This window comes from Methylobacterium sp. 1A (assembly GCF_058072805.1).
In genome coordinates this window covers 3,348,681-3,363,288 of sequence record NZ_JBYQVE010000001.1, presented here as the reverse complement: position 1 = coordinate 3,363,288, position 14,608 = coordinate 3,348,681, and the positions used below count along the sequence as shown (strand labels likewise).

The 14,608-nt window shown below is 72.2% G+C and carries 16 protein-coding genes; 8 read left to right on the top strand and 8 right to left on the bottom strand.

What is annotated here, in order from left to right; translation table 11 throughout:
- The first annotated feature begins 204 nt into the window (after positions 1 to 204).
- The gene (locus ACX9MN_RS16385; RefSeq protein WP_020093220.1) at positions 205 to 621 is read left to right on the top strand and encodes an EVE domain-containing protein; all 417 of its coding nucleotides are present in this window, start codon (positions 205 to 207) and stop codon (positions 619 to 621) included.
- Positions 622 to 648: 27 nt separating this feature from the next.
- Here the strand turns inward: ACX9MN_RS16385 and ACX9MN_RS16380 are convergent, their stop codons facing one another.
- Positions 649 to 2,184, bottom strand: coding sequence for a sensor histidine kinase (locus ACX9MN_RS16380; protein WP_020093219.1), 1,536 nt, complete (start codon positions 2,182 to 2,184; stop codon positions 649 to 651).
- Between the two features lie 284 nt (positions 2,185 to 2,468).
- Between ACX9MN_RS16380 and ACX9MN_RS16375 the strand changes: the two genes are divergently transcribed.
- The 5 genes from ACX9MN_RS16375 to ACX9MN_RS16355 all read left to right on the top strand — a co-directional run bounded on the left by ACX9MN_RS16375 (position 2,469) and on the right by ACX9MN_RS16355 (position 7,304).
- Positions 2,469 to 2,924, top strand: a complete 456-nt coding sequence (locus ACX9MN_RS16375; protein ID WP_020093218.1) for a (2Fe-2S)-binding protein — start codon at positions 2,469 to 2,471, stop codon at positions 2,922 to 2,924.
- A 59-nt stretch (positions 2,925 to 2,983) separates the two neighbouring features.
- Positions 2,984 to 5,179 (top strand): xanthine dehydrogenase family protein molybdopterin-binding subunit, encoded by a 2,196-nt coding sequence (locus ACX9MN_RS16370; RefSeq protein WP_100252079.1) that lies wholly within the window; start codon positions 2,984 to 2,986, stop codon positions 5,177 to 5,179.
- A gap of 137 nt (positions 5,180 to 5,316) precedes the next feature.
- Positions 5,317 to 5,934 carry a uracil-DNA glycosylase family protein gene (locus tag ACX9MN_RS16365; protein ID WP_056523320.1) on the top strand — a complete coding sequence of 206 codons (618 nt, stop codon included), beginning with the start codon at positions 5,317 to 5,319 and terminating at the stop codon, positions 5,932 to 5,934.
- Positions 5,935 to 6,203: 269 nt separating this feature from the next.
- A complete protein-coding gene (pyrF, locus tag ACX9MN_RS16360) occupies positions 6,204 to 6,896 on the top strand; it encodes an orotidine-5'-phosphate decarboxylase (protein ID WP_056523322.1) in 693 nt (230 codons plus the stop codon).
- A gap of 63 nt (positions 6,897 to 6,959) precedes the next feature.
- On the top strand, positions 6,960 to 7,304 hold the full coding sequence (locus tag ACX9MN_RS16355; protein ID WP_020093214.1) for a DUF1330 domain-containing protein: 345 nt from the start codon (positions 6,960 to 6,962) through the stop codon (positions 7,302 to 7,304).
- An 11-nt stretch (positions 7,305 to 7,315) separates the two neighbouring features.
- On the opposite strand, the gene ACX9MN_RS16350 is transcribed toward ACX9MN_RS16355, so the two are convergent.
- On the bottom strand, positions 7,316 to 7,945 hold the full coding sequence (locus ACX9MN_RS16350) for a TetR/AcrR family transcriptional regulator (RefSeq protein ID WP_056523325.1): 630 nt from the start codon (positions 7,943 to 7,945) through the stop codon (positions 7,316 to 7,318).
- A 152-nt stretch (positions 7,946 to 8,097) separates the two neighbouring features.
- On the opposite strand from ACX9MN_RS16350, the gene ACX9MN_RS16345 reads away from it, so the two are divergent.
- Positions 8,098 to 8,868 carry an SDR family NAD(P)-dependent oxidoreductase gene (locus ACX9MN_RS16345; protein WP_132367614.1) on the top strand — a complete coding sequence of 257 codons (771 nt, stop codon included), beginning with the start codon at positions 8,098 to 8,100 and terminating at the stop codon, positions 8,866 to 8,868.
- Between the two features lie 91 nt (positions 8,869 to 8,959).
- On the opposite strand, the gene ACX9MN_RS16340 is transcribed toward ACX9MN_RS16345, so the two are convergent.
- From ACX9MN_RS16340 to ACX9MN_RS16325, 4 genes are all read right to left on the bottom strand, one after another.
- A complete protein-coding gene (locus ACX9MN_RS16340) occupies positions 8,960 to 9,157 on the bottom strand; it encodes a hypothetical protein (protein WP_012318739.1) in 198 nt (65 codons plus the stop codon).
- Between the two features lie 204 nt (positions 9,158 to 9,361).
- Positions 9,362 to 10,006 carry a cysteine hydrolase family protein gene (locus tag ACX9MN_RS16335; RefSeq protein WP_082557760.1) on the bottom strand — a complete coding sequence of 215 codons (645 nt, stop codon included), beginning with the start codon at positions 10,004 to 10,006 and terminating at the stop codon, positions 9,362 to 9,364.
- 96 nt (positions 10,007 to 10,102) lie between these two features.
- Positions 10,103 to 10,612, bottom strand: coding sequence for a ferritin-like domain-containing protein (locus ACX9MN_RS16330; protein ID WP_056523329.1), 510 nt, complete (start codon positions 10,610 to 10,612; stop codon positions 10,103 to 10,105).
- Between the two features lie 209 nt (positions 10,613 to 10,821).
- Positions 10,822 to 11,421 carry a PAS domain-containing protein gene (locus ACX9MN_RS16325; protein ID WP_020093209.1) on the bottom strand — a complete coding sequence of 200 codons (600 nt, stop codon included), beginning with the start codon at positions 11,419 to 11,421 and terminating at the stop codon, positions 10,822 to 10,824.
- 768 nt (positions 11,422 to 12,189) lie between these two features.
- Here ACX9MN_RS16325 and ACX9MN_RS16320 point away from each other — a divergent pair.
- Positions 12,190 to 12,909: a phytanoyl-CoA dioxygenase family protein gene (locus tag ACX9MN_RS16320; protein ID WP_489724936.1), complete on the top strand. Its 720-nt coding sequence runs from the start codon at positions 12,190 to 12,192 to the stop codon at positions 12,907 to 12,909.
- Here ACX9MN_RS16320 and ACX9MN_RS16315 read toward each other — a convergent pair.
- Together ACX9MN_RS16315 and ACX9MN_RS16310 are read right to left on the bottom strand one after the other, a co-directional pair.
- Complete coding sequence (locus ACX9MN_RS16315) at positions 12,906 to 13,811, bottom strand: ABC transporter permease subunit (protein WP_489724935.1); 906 nt, start codon at positions 13,809 to 13,811, stop codon at positions 12,906 to 12,908. The two genes, ACX9MN_RS16320 and ACX9MN_RS16315, sit on opposite strands and share 4 nt — an antisense overlap.
- Complete coding sequence (locus tag ACX9MN_RS16310) at positions 13,808 to 14,599, bottom strand: taurine ABC transporter ATP-binding protein (protein ID WP_489724934.1); 792 nt, start codon at positions 14,597 to 14,599, stop codon at positions 13,808 to 13,810. Before ACX9MN_RS16310 ends, ACX9MN_RS16315 begins: the two co-directional genes overlap by 4 nt.
- Between the last annotated feature and the right edge of the window lie 9 nt (positions 14,600 to 14,608).

The following is a 14,608-nucleotide window of genomic DNA, read 5'->3' as shown; positions in this document are numbered from 1 at the left end:
GCGTGACGCGCTATACGGCTATTTGCATGCAGAATTTAATATTTGCCCAAGGCTTGCGATAGCAGAGCTGCGGCGTTCTACGCGGGTTCTGCTTGACCGCCGGTCCCGCGCGCGGCCGGGGCCGGACCGGCCTGTTCCCGGGAGGCGAAGCTGGGCTATGGCGGGGCGCGCCGCCCGGCCGGGCGGTCTACTGGGACTTCAGCGATGGCGTACTGGCTGTTCAAATCCGAGCCCGCGACCTGGTCGTGGGATCAGCAGGTCGCGGCCGGGGAGGCCGGCACGCACTGGAACGGCGTGCGCAACCACCTCGCCAAGAAGCAGCTGATGGCCATGCAGGTCGGCGAAGAGGGCTTCTTCTACCACTCGAACGAGGGCAAGGCGGTGGTGGGCATCGTGGCGGTGATCCGCGCCTACTATCCCGACCACACCGACGAGACCGGCCGCTTCGGCATGGTCGACGTCAGGGCCGTGCGGGCGCTGCCGAGCCCGGTCACGCTCGAGGCGATCAAGGCCGACGCGGCGCTCGCCGACATGGTGCTGGTCAACAATTCCCGGCTGTCGGTGCAGCCGGTGACCGAGGCCGAGTGGGCGCGGGTCTGCGCCCTCGGCGGTCTCGGCTGAGCCGGGGCGCGCGGCCCGACGGGCCGCTCAGGCGGCGCGGTTGAGGGGGCCGCGCACGGGGCCCACGAAGTCCGGCTCGACCTCGACCGGCGGCAGCGTGTCCATGACCCGGGCGGCCGGCAGGGTCACCACCACCTCGGTGCCCTCGCGGGGCTTGGAGGACAGCTGGAACTGCCCGCCGTGCAGCTCCACGAGGCCCTTCACGATCGGAAGGCCGAGGCCGGAGCCCTGCTCGGCGGTCTTGATCGCGAGCGAGCCGCGCCCGAACGAGGACAGGACCGTGCCGAGCTCGTCCTCGGGAATGCCCGGGCCGCTGTCCTTCACCGAGACGTACTGCCCGCCCGAGGCGGTCCAGCCGACCTTCAGCCAGATCTCGCCGCCCGGGGGCGTGAACTTCACGGCGTTCGACAGGAGGTTCAGGACGATCTGGCGCAGAGCCCGCTCGTCGGCCCAGAGCCGCGGCAGCGAGCCGTCGACGAGGTCGTGGAAAGTCTGGTTCTTCGCCTTGGCCCGCAGGCCCATCATGTGGCGGCACTCCTCGACCACGTGGGCGAGCTGCACCGGCTCCTCGTTCAGCTCGTAGCGCCCCGCCTCGATCCGCGACAGGTCGAGGATCTCGTTGATCAGGTTCAGGAGGTGCATCCCGCTGTCGTGGATGTCGTGCGAGTACTCGCGGTAGGACGGCGCCGTATGGGTGCCGAACACCTCGTTCTTCATCACCTCCGAGAAGCCCAGGATGGCGTTGAGCGGCGTGCGCAGCTCGTGGCTCATCGTGGCGAGGAAGCGCGACTTGGCGAGGTTGGCCTCCTCGGCCCGGCGGCGGGCCTCGTCCGAATTGGCCTTGGCCTGCTCCAACTCGCCGAACACCGCGTCCTTCTCGGCGCGGGAGCGCAGGGCGCCCACCGTCGAGGTGTAGAGGCGGCGGGACAGGCCGAGGAAGAAGACCTGCGCCCCGCCGGCCATGACCACCAGCATCAGCAGGTCCATCCCGCGGGAGAAGGCCGCGAGCGAGGCGGTGGCGAGGGCCAGCGGCACCAGGGCGGCGACGGCGGCGAGCGGCACCGTCGCGGCCAGCATGGTGGTGACCGCGGAGGCGATGACGAGGCCGAACAGCGCGAAGGTCCAGCCGCCGGTGGTTCCGAGCCCGATCATCGCGGCCCACGACAGGCTCTGCAGCACCTCGCCGACCAGGAAGCGGCGGCGCCAGCGGGCGAGCGGGATCGTCGCCGGGTCGGCGCGGAGGAAGCGCCGGCTCAACGTCGTGTTGAGCGAGATCATCAGGACCACGCCGAGCGCCCAGATCGCCGCCACCGGCGGCGCGATCCAGAAGGTCGACGCCGCGGCCAGCACCGCCGCGAACCCCACCAGCGGGATGCCCGCGCCGACCCGGTACTGGGCGTAGTGGCGCAGCAGCTCGTAGTCGAAGGCCCGTTCGAGGCCGGTCCGCGAGGTCAGCTTCTCCCGGGCCGAGCGGATTTCCCGGGCGACCCCGCGGCGGCGCGCCGCCTCCTCCGTCGAGGGGCCGCGACCGCGCTGGACCATCTCGACGGTGAGATCGGACATGCGCGTCTTCAAACTCGGCTCGAATGCGCGGACGGGCGGCGGTGGCGGGGAAGCACTCCGTGAGGATGGGGCGGATATGTTAAGAAGCGGCTGCCGACATCCCTGCAATCTTAAGCATCGCGGGCTGTATCGAGACTGTCGTGCCGCCGGATCGACGTGCGGTGCCGCACATCGTGTCGGGGCCCGCGCCCGCTAGTCTCGGGTGGAGGCCCGCCGGCCCGAGCGCGGTCGCACGCCGCGATCCGGGGCGCCCGGACACGCGCGTCGAGAGAGGGTCGCCGACCATGCCGAATCTCACCGTCAACGGCGTCGCGCACGCGATCGACGCCGATCCCGACATGCCCCTGCTCTGGGTGCTGCGCGACCGGCTCGACGCCACCGGCACCAAGTACGGCTGCGGCATCGCGCAGTGCGGCGCCTGCACGGTCCACCTCGACGGCCAGCCGGTCCGGGCCTGCCAGACGCGGCTGGGCGATGTAGGCGCCGCGCAGGTGACGACCATCGAGGGCGTGTCGGGCCGGGTGGCCGAGGCCGTCCAGGCGGCCTGGCGCAAGCTCGACGTGGTCCAGTGCGGCTACTGCCAGTCCGGCCAGATCATGTCGGCGATCGGCCTGCTCTCGGGCAACGCCAAGCCCACCGACGCCGACATCGACGGTGCCATGGACGGCAACATCTGCCGCTGCGGCACGTATCAGCGCATCCGCGCGGCGATTCACGAAGCCGCGCGCAGCCTCGCCTGATCCGTCCCGGCGCCCACCTTCCCGCCCTCCCCCGCGGTCCCGACCGGAGCCTCGCCGCCATGCTGAACGCCCGTCGACCGAACCCCCTCCCCGTCCGTCCGAGCCGCCGCGGCCTGCTCGCGGGCGCCGGCGCCCTCGTGGTCGCGTTCCGGCTCGACCCGAAACCCGCCCGCGCCGCGCCCGGCCCGAACCTCGCCGACGTGAAGGCGCAGCCCAACGCCTTCGTGCGGATCGGCGCGGACGACACCGTCACGGTGGTGATCAAGCACCTCGACATGGGCCAGGGGAACACGACCGGGCTCGCCACGATCCTGGCCGACGAGCTCGGCGCCGACTGGCGACACGTCCGCACCGAGTTCGCGCCCGCCGACGCGGCGCTCTACAACAACACCCTGATGGGCCCGATCCAGGGCACCGGCGGCTCGACCGCGGTGGCCAATTCCTGGTTCCAGCTGCGCAAGGCGGGCGCGGCCGCCCGCGAGATGCTGATGGCCGAGGCCGCCTTCCGCTGGAAGGTGCCGGTCTCCGAGATCACGGTCGCCGACAGTCTCGTGCGCCACGCCCCGTCCGGCCGGCAGGCCCGGTTCGGGGAGCTCGCGGCCTCGGCCGCCTCGCTGCCGGTGCCGTCCGAGCCGCGGCTCAAGGACCCGAGCGAGTGGACGCTGATCGGCCAGACGGTGCCGCGCCTCGATTCCGTCGCCAAGACGAACGGCACGGCGGTCTACTCCCTCGACATCCGCCGCCCGAATCAGGTCACGGCCCTCGTCGCCCGGGCCCCGCGCTTCGGCGCCACCGTGAAGAGCTTCGACGCCGCGGCCGCCCGGAAGGTCGCGGGCGTCCTCGACGTGGTGCAGGTGCCGACCGGCGTGGCGGTGATCGCCCGCGACACGTGGTCGGCCATGAAGGGCCGCGAGGCGCTGACCGTCGCCTGGGACGACAGCACCGCCGAGACCCGCTCGTCCGACGCGATCCTGGCCGAGTACCGCGAGCGCGCCAAGGGTCCCGGCCTGACCGCCTCCGAGCGCGGCGACCCGCAGGCGGCGCTCAAGGGCGCCGCCAAGGTCGTCGAGGCCGAGTTCACCTTCCCCTACCTCGCCCACGCGGCGATGGAGCCTCTGAACGCCACGATCGAGAAGGGGGCCGACGGCGGCTACGACGTCTACGCGGGCTTCCAGTTCCAGACCGTCGAGCAGGCCACCATGGCGGCGATCCTCGGCGTGACGGCCGACCGGGTCCGGCTGCACAGCAACTGGGCCGGCGGCTCGTTCGGGCGCCGGGCGACGCCCACCGCCGACTACCTCGCGGAAGCCGCCACCGTCTTCAAGGCGTCCGGCGAGAAGGCCCCGCTCCACCTCGTCTGGACCCGCGAGGACGACATGGCCGGCGGCTATTACCGCCCGACCGTGCTGCACAGGGTCCGGGCCGGCATCGACGGCAAGGGCGCGGTGGTCGGCTGGGACCACGTGATGGTCGGCAAGTCGATCATGATCGGCTCGCCCTTCGAGGCGATGATCGTCAAGAACGGCATCGACGCCACCACCGTGGAGGGCGCCTCCGACACCGCCTACGCGCTGCCGGCCTACCGGTTCGGCGTCCATAACGGCCGCGAGGGCGTGCCGGTCCTGTGGTGGCGCTCGGTCGGCCACACCCACACGGCCCACGTGATGGAGGTGATGATCGACGAGCTGGCCCACGCCGCCAACGTCGATCCGGTCGCCTACCGGCTCTCCCTCCTGACCCAGGCGCCGCGGCTGTCCGGCGTGCTCAAGCTCGCCGCCGAGAAGGCCGGCTGGAGCGCCAAGCCGCAGGACCAGGGACGCGGCCTCGGGGTGGCGGTCCACGAATCCTTCGGCTCCTACGTCGCCATGGTGGCCGACGTCACGGCGCACGACGCCGCGATCCGCGTTAACCGGATCGTGGCGGCGGTGGATGTCGGCGTTCCGGTCAACCCGGACGTGATCCGCGCGCAGGTCGAGGGCGCGGTGGGCTTCGCCCTGTCGGCGGTGCTGCGCAACCGCATCACCCTCAAGGACGGGCAGGTGCAGGAGCACAATTTCGACGCCTACGAGCCGACCCGGATGAGCGAGATGCCGAAGGTGGAGGTGCACATCGTGCCGAGCCAGGCGGCGCCCACCGGGATCGGTGAGCCGGGCGTGCCCGTGCTCGGGCCGTCGATCGCCAACGCGGTCTTCGCCGCGACCGGCCGGCGCCTGCGCTCGCTGCCGCTCGACCTCTCCGGCGTGAAGGGCGCGTGAGGAAACGCACGTTCCGCCGGCCCGGATCGGCGTAGGAAGGGTGGGCCTTCCCCCCAAGGCAAGAGACCCGACTGACGACGGCGCGGCGCGACACCGCGCCGTTTCTTTTTCGCGCGCCGCGACGCCATCTCCGGGCCATGCCCGCCTTCGACGACACCGCCGCGCGCCTGCGCGCCTGCCGCCTCTGCCGCGACACGCCGCGCTACGGGCCGCCCCTGCCCCAGGAGCCCCGGCCGATCGTCCAGGGTTCGGCCACGGCCCGCCTCTGCATCGCCAGCCAGGCTCCCGGTACCCGCGCCCACCGCACCGGGCAGCCCTTCACCGACCCGTCGGGCGTGCGGCTGCGCGCTTGGCTCGGCCTCGACGCGGCGCGGTTCTACGATCCCGCCCGGGTGGCCATCGTGCCGATGGGGTCGTGCTTCCCCGGCCTCGACGCGAAGGGCGGCGACCGGCCGCCCCGCCGGGAATGCGCCGAGCGCTGGCGGGCGGAACTCTTCTCCGGCCTGCCGGACCTGGAGCTGATCCTGGTGATCGGCCAGTACGCGCAGGGCTGGCACCTCGGGCGGATGGAGGGCGGCCTCACCGGGACGGTGCGGCGCTGGCGGGAGATCCTGGCCGAGCCGCGCCGCCCCCGGGTCCTGCCCCTGCCCCACCCGTCCTGGCGCAACAACGGCTGGCTGAAGCGCGAGCCCTGGTTCGAGGCGGAGCTGCTGCCGGTGCTGCGCGCCGAGGTGGCGCGGGTGATGGCGGGATGAGGGGCCTCGTCCAGGCAGCGACGACATGCGCATCCCATATCCCTCGGGACTGAAGGGTCGCGCCCGTCTTTGCGAGCGCAGCGAAGCAATCCAGCGACACATCAAATCCGAGACCGGCGCGCCGCCCTGGATTGCTTCGCTGCGCTCGCAAGGACGGCGCGCGAGGCGGGGCGCGCACGGCAGGTCGGTGACGGCGTCGCCCGGACCCGCCCGCATTGACAGGCATCGCCGGCGCGTGATCCGTGCCGCGACCCCCGAAGGACGCGCCGATGACCGAGATTGCCGACCCCCGCGACCGCCTGATCGTGGCCCTCGACCTGCCGAGCGTGCAGGCCGCCGAGGCGCTGATCGACCGGATCGGCGACGCCGCGACCTTCTACAAGATCGGCTACCAGCTCGGATACGCGGGCGGCCTCGCCCTGGCCGAGCGGCTGGCGGCGCGCGGGCTCAAGGTCTTCCTCGACCTGAAGCTCCACGACATCGGCAACACCGTCGAGGAGGGCGTGCGCTCGGCCTCGGGCTCCGGCGCCACCTTCCTCACCGTCCACGCCTACCCGCAGACCATGCGGGCGGCGGTCCGCGGCCGGGGCGCGGGACTCAGGATCCTCGCCGTGACGGTGCTCACCTCCTACGACGACGCCGACGCCGCGGAGGCCGGCTACGGCCTGCCGGTGGCGGAGCTCGTCGCCAAGCGCGCCGCGCAGGCGGCCGAGATCGGCATCGACGGCCTCGTCTGCTCGGCCGCCGAGGCGGGCGCGGTCCGGCGCGTCGTCGGTCCGGACCGGCTGATCGTCACCCCGGGCATCCGCCCGGCGGGCGCCGCGGCCGGCGACCAGAAGCGGGTCATGACGCCGGGCGATGCCCGCCGGGCCGGGATCGACCACGTGGTGGTCGGGCGCCCGATCACCGGCGCCGCCGACCCCCGCGCGGTGGCGCGGGCGATCGTGGCGGACCTCGCCTGATCCGAGCGGGATTGCCTTCGGGCGGAGCGGTCCCACTTCGCTCCGCAGGGCAGGAGACGCAGCATGACCAAGGGCTACTGGATCGCGCGGGTCGATGTCCGCGACGCGGAGGCCTACAAGGACTACGTGGCGGCCAACGGCGCGGCCTTCGCCAAGTTCGGCGGCCGGTTCCTCGTGCGCGGCGGCGCCCACGAGGCGGTGATGGGCCCGGCCCGGTCCCGCAACGTGGTGATCGAGTTCCCGAGCTACGCCGACGCCCTCGCCTGCTGGAACTCCGACCTCTACCAGGCCGCCAAGGCCAAGCAGCGCGGCGGCGTCGAGGCCGAGATCCTGGTGATCGAGGGCTATGACGGGCCGCAGCCCAGCGCCTCCGAGCCGGCGCCGGAGGCGGGGCCGGCCTCCGAGTAGGCGGCGGCGCGCTACGGGAGCGGCCCGCGCGGCGCGAGGCTCCGCAGCAGGAACGCCGTCATCGCCGCCATGGGCGGCACCGGCTGGAGGGTGGAGCAGCCCACCAGCAGCGGGTGGGTGTAGCGGGCGATGGCGACGTGGACGCAGGCGGCCGCCTCGGCGGGATCGGCCGCCTCGAACTCGCCCCGCGCCACCCCGTCGCGGATGATCCGCTCGAACCCGGCGGTGATCCGGGCGACGTGGTGGCGGCAGACGTCCCAGCTCTCCGCCATCGCCGCCTCGATCATCTCGTGCAGGCGGGGAAACGTCTCGCAGCGCCGGGTGGAGTCGCGATGCAGGGCCTCGATCGCCGCCGCGAGGCGCGCGGTGGCGTCGAGGCCCGGCCGGTCGGCGATGCCGAGGATCACCGCCTCGCTCTCGCCGATCAGCCGCTCCAGCACCGCCTCGTTGATCGCCTTCTTCGACTCGAAGAAGCGGTAGACGTTGGCCGGGCTCATCTTCAGCGTCCGGGCGATGTCGGCCACGGTCGTCTTCTGGTAGCCGATCTCGCGGAAATACGTGCCCGCCGTCGCGAGGATGCGGCTCCGCGTGTCGGGCGCGCACTCCTCCGCGAGCGAGCGGGTCGTATCTTCCAGGGACATGCGACCTCACTAGGCCATGCGGCGGCGGGGCGTCAAAGACGCGAACCCGGATCGGGTTCCCCTGCGGCGGCTGCGCGCGCCCGGAACCGGCCCGGGCGGCGCCCATTGCCCAGGCACCCCGCCGCGACGGCGGCGTCAGCGAGAGATCCGCGATGCGCTTCACCGACACCCGCGCCCTGGTCACCGGGGCCGATTCCGGCATCGGGCAGGCGACCGCGGAACTGCTCGCCCGCGCGGGCGCCGACGTGGCCATCACCTATCACAGCGACGCGGAGGGCATCCGCGAGACCGCCGCGCGGGTGGAGGCCGCGGGCCGGCGGGCGCTGGTGCTCCAGCTCGACGTCGGCGACCCGGCGGCGGTCACGGCGGCCTTCGACCGCATCGGCAGCGAGTTCGGCACCCTCGACATCCTCGTGGCCAATGCCGGGCAGGCCATGAGCGGGATGCCGGTCGCCGAGATGGACGACGCGGTGCTGGAGCGGATCCTGCGGGTGAACCTCATGGGGCCGCTGTTCTGCGCCCGCCCCTTCATCCGGATGCGCCGGGCCCAGGGCGGCAACGGAAAGATCGTGTTCGTCTCCTCCGTGGCCCAGCACCTGCCCACGCCGGAGAGCGCCCCCTACGGCATGTCGAAGGCCGGGCTCGGCTCCCTCTGCCGGTCCCTGTCGCGCGAACTCGCGGAGGACCGGATCAACGTCAACAACGTCGCCCCGGGCCTGATCGAGACGCCGATGACCGCCGACCGGTTCGAGAAGCCGGAGGTTCTCGACGAGTCCCTGGAGCGGATCCCGTGGCACCGGGCCGGCCAGCCCGAGGAGATCGCCCGGGCGATCCTCTACCTCGCCTCGGAGGACGCCGCCTACGTCACCGGCCACACCCTGGTGGTCGATGGCGGCCTGACGATGCAGTGGGGCGGCGCCTAAGCGGCGCTCGGAACGACGAAGCGCGGCGCAGGGGTCACGCCCGGCGCCGCGTCGAAGGGTCTGCGATCTGCGGCTCGCGCGTGACCGCGCCTCAGGAACCGAACTGCGAACCCAGGCGCTCGAGGTACTCGGCCAGATCGACGCCCCCGACGCGCTTGCCATAGTCGAAGCGCATGCCCTGGCGGATGTCGACGCTCGCGTCCCGCGTGGTCAGGGTGAAGGGACGGACGCAGACCCAGGCCCCGTCGCGGCGGTGCTCGAAGTAGCCGAGGATCTCGTGCTTGGCCATAACCTTTCCTCCGGAACCCTGTTCAGGAACATAACGGTCTCACCGGCCACCGGTTCATGCGCCGCGACTGTTTTTCGCGTGCGCGGCCGCACGGATCGAGTGTTCGTGAGCCGGGGTGGCCGGCGGAGCCGGGCCGAGAACTCGCCTTGAGCTTGGCCATTACAGATCGGATGCTCGGGCCCGGCGGGAGGGCGCGCGGCCGGCTCAGTGCCAGCGGTCGAGGATCTCGGCGGTCGTCATCGTCTCGACCTGGTGGCCGTAGCGCATCCGGTACATCAGCAGGAGGGCGTCGTGCGCCTCGTCGCAGGAACTGCACAGGCCGTCGGTGGCCAGCACGATCCGGTAGCCGAGATCGACCCCGCCGAGCACGGCGGCCAGCACGCAGACGTCGGTCTCGGCGCCTGTGACGATCAGCGTGTCGACCCCCCGCGCGCGCAGGCGCGCGTCGAGGCCCGTCTCCAGCCAGGGCGAGTAGACGGTCTTGTCGACGATCTCGGCGGGCGGAGCCAGTCGGGCGAGGTCCGGGACGAGGTCGATCAGGCCCGGGTCGAGGCGCTCCCGGGTCATGCCGGCCCAGCGCCGCGAGTAGGTCGCCCAGGTCCCGCGGCCCTCGCCCGGCCGGGCGGCCGGGATGAAGCGGGTGAAGACGGTCCGCTCCGGATGCGCCGCCGCGAGGCGGCAGACATGGGGCAGGACGCGGTTCATCCACGGGGTCTGCCAGTCGGTGGGCTCGGCGAACATGCGCTGCATGTCCACGCAGAGGTGGACGCACCCCCTCCCCAGGGCCCCGCCGGCGGTTTCCGGCTCCGGCCGGGGACTGTCCGTCGATGGGCGGCTTCCGATGTCCATGGGCGCGCGATCAGACCGGGTCAGCGTGGCTCGGGTGGGGGCGAAGGTGGACGAAGGGCCGTCCCCGCCCGGTCTCGGGGCGGGGACGGCGGGACCTCAGCGGTCGGCCTTGGCGCCGGATACCGTCAGGGAGAGGTAGCGCTCGGTGGTCGGGCGGATCAGCTTGCGCACCGCCTCCGCCATGGCCTGCTCCTCCTTGAGGGACTGCTCGAACGCCGTCCGGTGGCCCTGCTGGCCGGCGGCGTCGCCGATGGTGAGCAGCGACTCGTAGGCGGCGATCTCGAAATTCTCGAAGGCGTGGTTGGCGTAGGTGTTCTTCAGGATCTCGTCCTGGGCCGGCGTGTGACCCAGCGCCATCATGTTGCCGACGAAGCCCAGGAAGCCCTCCTTGAGGGTCGAGGGGCTGTCGCCCAGGCTCTGGAGCGCCTCCTCCAGCCGGTGGCGCTGCCCGTGCGTCTCCTCGATGTGGCGGCGCAGGGCCTGCTCCATCTCGGGATAGCGCTCCAGGCGCTCGACCTGCCGCTCCATGATCTGCAGCGCCTGCATCTCCACAGCATGGGTGTTCTTCAGGGCCGTGACGTAGATCTCGCGGGCGTCCGTGGTCATGGCGTTCACCTCTCAGCAGTTGCGAGCGCGGGGCTCATTCAACCGGCAAACACGGGTGCCGCACGGCCAAGTTCCGGTCGGAAGGTCGCAGGCGCGGGGGGCGCCGGTCCCGGACGGGCCGGACGAGACCGGTCGGCCGGTGCCGGTCGACGAAGCCAGGGCGGCGCGCATCGAGCGGACGATCCGCGACCTCCGGCAGGCTGCCCCGCTCAGTGCAGGCCGCCGCTGCGCTCGGCGCGCTGGCGCTCCGCGAGGCGCTTGCCGATCTCGAGGAGCAGCGTCTCGGTCAGCGCCACGAGGGCGGTGTCGCCGACGACCGAGACCGTGTTGTGCAGCGACAGGCAGAGGTCGGCGGTGCGGCTGAGGGCGTCGTCGATCGTGTCCCCGTCGCGCTCCGCGAAAGCCGCGCCGGCCGCCTTGCTGTCCGAGATCTCGACGATCACGCCCCGTCCGGTGGTCGGTCGCCCGTCCTGGTCCAGGTAGAAGTGCCCGCGGGTGAACAGCCACCGCAGCCGCCCCTCCGGCGAGCAGACGCGGTACTCCGCCGTGTAGGAGCCGCCGGTCCGGACGCAGTCCAGAATGACCTGCGAGATGTGGGGCTGATCGTCCGGATGGACGGCCTTCAGGAGCTCCGCGAGGCTGACCCCGACCCGCGACCGGGCCGGGCTGATGTTGAACAGCAGGGCGCTCACCGGATCGGCCCGCGCCTCGTCCCGGAGGATGTCCCACATCCAGAAGCCGACGCCGCCCGAGGCTTCGAGCGCCGCGACGAGCGCCGCCTCGGATACGACGTCGTCCGCGTGGTCCATCCGAGACCTCCCCGATCTCACCGCAACCAGAGGCGACGCTGCGCGACGATTGTGATCCTGCAAAATCCGTTATAGCCCAATACAAATTCCCGTAAAGATCTTGTATTCAAATATATGTGTTGTCTCGCCGTGCCCGGTTCGCCCGCCCTAGGCTTCCGTCAGAGTTGAGCGGCGGACTCGAAGGGAATTTTCTTCTGCTGGCCGCCGCGACGTGCCGTCCCTCCACTGGCCGACACCTGACTCCGCCGGCGGGGACGGGGCGAGGCCCCGCGTCCAAGCCCCGCATGCAGGCCGAGGGTCCTGGGATGTCCCGATCCGGGCCGGAGCTTGCGCGCCCTGCGCGCCCTGCGCGTCCGCGCGGGCGCTGGACGCGGTTCGTCAGCGCAGCGAGCGCATCAAATGAGGGCGACCGCCGAGCGGGCCGACGCGATCAAGGACGGGTTGGTTCTGCCGACCTCCACGTCCGCTGCCTGGTGGGCCCCACATCTTGTCGGGACGCGGACGTGGATGCAGAGCCGCGCGCGGGCCGGCCCGTTCCTCCGATCCGCAGAATCTCCGCGCGGACCCATCCGCCGCCGCGCCGTGAACCCATGGCCCCCTTCGTCCCGGCGGCCTGTGCAGTAATGGCGCAACTTGCGCCATCTTGTGCAGCTATTTGCCCTGCTTAATGATTGACGAATCCGGATCTATCGGCTCAGATAATGCGCCTGATGGCGTTCGGACCGGCTCTCAGGTGTCGTCTGGCTCGGGTCGGCAAGGTTCGGTCCCATGAGCTACATGTTCAAGGTCCCCTCCGGCGCCGTGGCGGGGGCGATCGCGCAGCAGATCACGTCACAGGGCTACGCGGTTCTCGAGGACTACGTGAGCCCGGAGGACCTGCGCGTCGCGCAGGCTTTCGTCGCGCGGGCGGTCGCCGCGAAGGGCGGTGAGTACGCGGGTTTCAGCGGGACGAAGGATCTCGGCGGCACGTTCCTGGCCGCCCTGCCGGACGACCCGACCTTCAACGCCCTGTGCCGCGGCATCTACGAGAGCGCCGTGGGACGGCCCGCGCCGGATGTCGGCTACTACCAGATCCTGCGCTGTCTGGCGGGACATGGCGCCAGGACGCACTCGATGCGCTTCCACTTCGACTCGTACGTGCTCACGGCCCTCGTCCCCGTCACGATGCCGGACCACGGTACTCCGGGGCGCCTGATCATCCACCCGAACACCCGCGCACTGCGTCGGAGCTACCTCCGCAACCTCGTCGACAAGGCGCTGGTCGACAATCCGCTGGCGCAGAAGCTCCTGACCCGCGCCTACGACCGCGGCAGCGACCGCGCGATCCGCCTGCCGCTGAAGCCGGGAAGCCTGTACTTCTTCTGGGGCTACCGCTCGCTGCACACGAACGAGCCCTGCGCGTCCGACGCGATCCGGGCCACGGCCCTGCTGCACTACGTCGATCCGCACGCGGGCAGCCGGCTCAAGCGGGTGCTGCGGCGGCGCTAGTGTCGGCCCTTCCAGGGCACCAGCACGCGCTCCAGGCCCCGCATCCCGAGCTCGAACAGGCCCGCGAACAGGCCGATCAGCAGGATGCCCATCACCACCACGTCGGTGCGCAGGAAATTGGAGGCGTTGAGGACGAGCTGGCCGAGCCCGGCCTGGGCCGCCACCATCTCGGCGGCCACCAGGGTGGTCCAGCCCACGCCCATGCCGATCCGCAGGCCGATCAGGATCTCCGGCAGCGCCGCCGGGAAGACCACGTGGCGCAGGACCTGCCAGCGGCTCGCCCCGAGGGCGCGCGCGGCGTTGATCTGGTCGACCGAGGCGGAGCGCACCCCCGCCCGCGCGGCGAGCGCCACCGGGGCGAGGCAGGCGAGGAAGATCAGCAGCACCTTCGACAGCTCGCCGATCCCGAACCAGATGATCATCAGGGGCAGGTAGGCGAGCGGCGGCAGCGGCCGGTAGAACTCGATCGGCGGGTCGAGGATGCCCCGGGCGATCCGGCTCGTGCCCATGGCGAGCCCGGCCGGGATGCCCACCAGGGCGGCGAGCGCGAAGGCGCCGAGGACGCGCAGGAGGCTGTCGCCGATGTGGAGCCCGAGCGGGGCGCCGTCGATCTCCCCGCGCCAGGCCTGACCGAAGGCCGCCAGGACCGCCTCCGGCGGCGGCAGGAACAGCGGCTTCACCCAGCCGGCACGGGTGGCGACCAGCCAGAGGCCGAGGGCTGCCAGCACCGTGGCGGCGCTGACCGTCGGCACCAGGATCCCACCGCGGCGGCGGATTCCGGTGCGCGCCAGCGGGGCCGCCGCCGGAGCCGGGGCCGGGGCCGTGTCCGGGATCACGTCCGGGATCACGTCCGGGACCGCGTCCGGGACCGCGTCCGGCGCGGCGCGGGGCAGACCGCTCATCGGACGGCCTCCGGTGCCGCGGCGGCGCCGCTCCGGATGCGCGCGAGCACGCGCTCGCGCACGGCGATGAAGGCGGGGTCCGACTTCACGGCCCGGGCGTCGCGGCCCTCGACGAACGCCCGGGAGAAGGGCAGGTCCAGCGTCTCGACGATGCGGCCGGGCCGCGGGCTCATGATCACCAGCCGGGTGGCGAGGAACACCGCTTCCTCGACGTCGTGGGTGATGAAGAAGGCCATCTTGCCGGTCCGGTGCCAGATCCGGAGGATCAGCTCCTGGATCTGCTCGCGGGTGAAGGCGTCCAGCGCGCCGAGCGGCTCGTCCATCAGCAGGGCGCGCGGGTCTCCGGCGAGCGCCCGGGCGAGGCCGACCCGCTGCTGCATACCGCCCGAGAGCGCGTAGACCTTCCGGTCGGCGCAGTCGGGCATGCCGACGAGGTCGAGCGTCGCCAGGGCGATCCGCCGCCGCTCCGCCCGGGGCACGCCCCGCATCTTCGGTCCGAAGGCCACGTTCTCGGCGACGTCCAGCCAGGGCATCAGGGCGTGGCGCTGGAACACCACGCCCCGCTCGGCTCCCGGACCCCGGACCGGCGCGCCGTCGAGGAGGATGCGGCCCTCGGTGGGCGCCAGGAATCCCGCGATCGCCGAGAGCAGGGTGGTCTTGCCGCAGCCCGAGGCGCCGAGCGCCACCACGAACTCCCCGGGACCGATGGTCAGGTCGATCCCCGACAGCGCGGCGACCGCGTCGGCGCCCTGCCCGTAGCGGACGCTCAGGTTGCGGATCTCGATCATGGGCCCTCC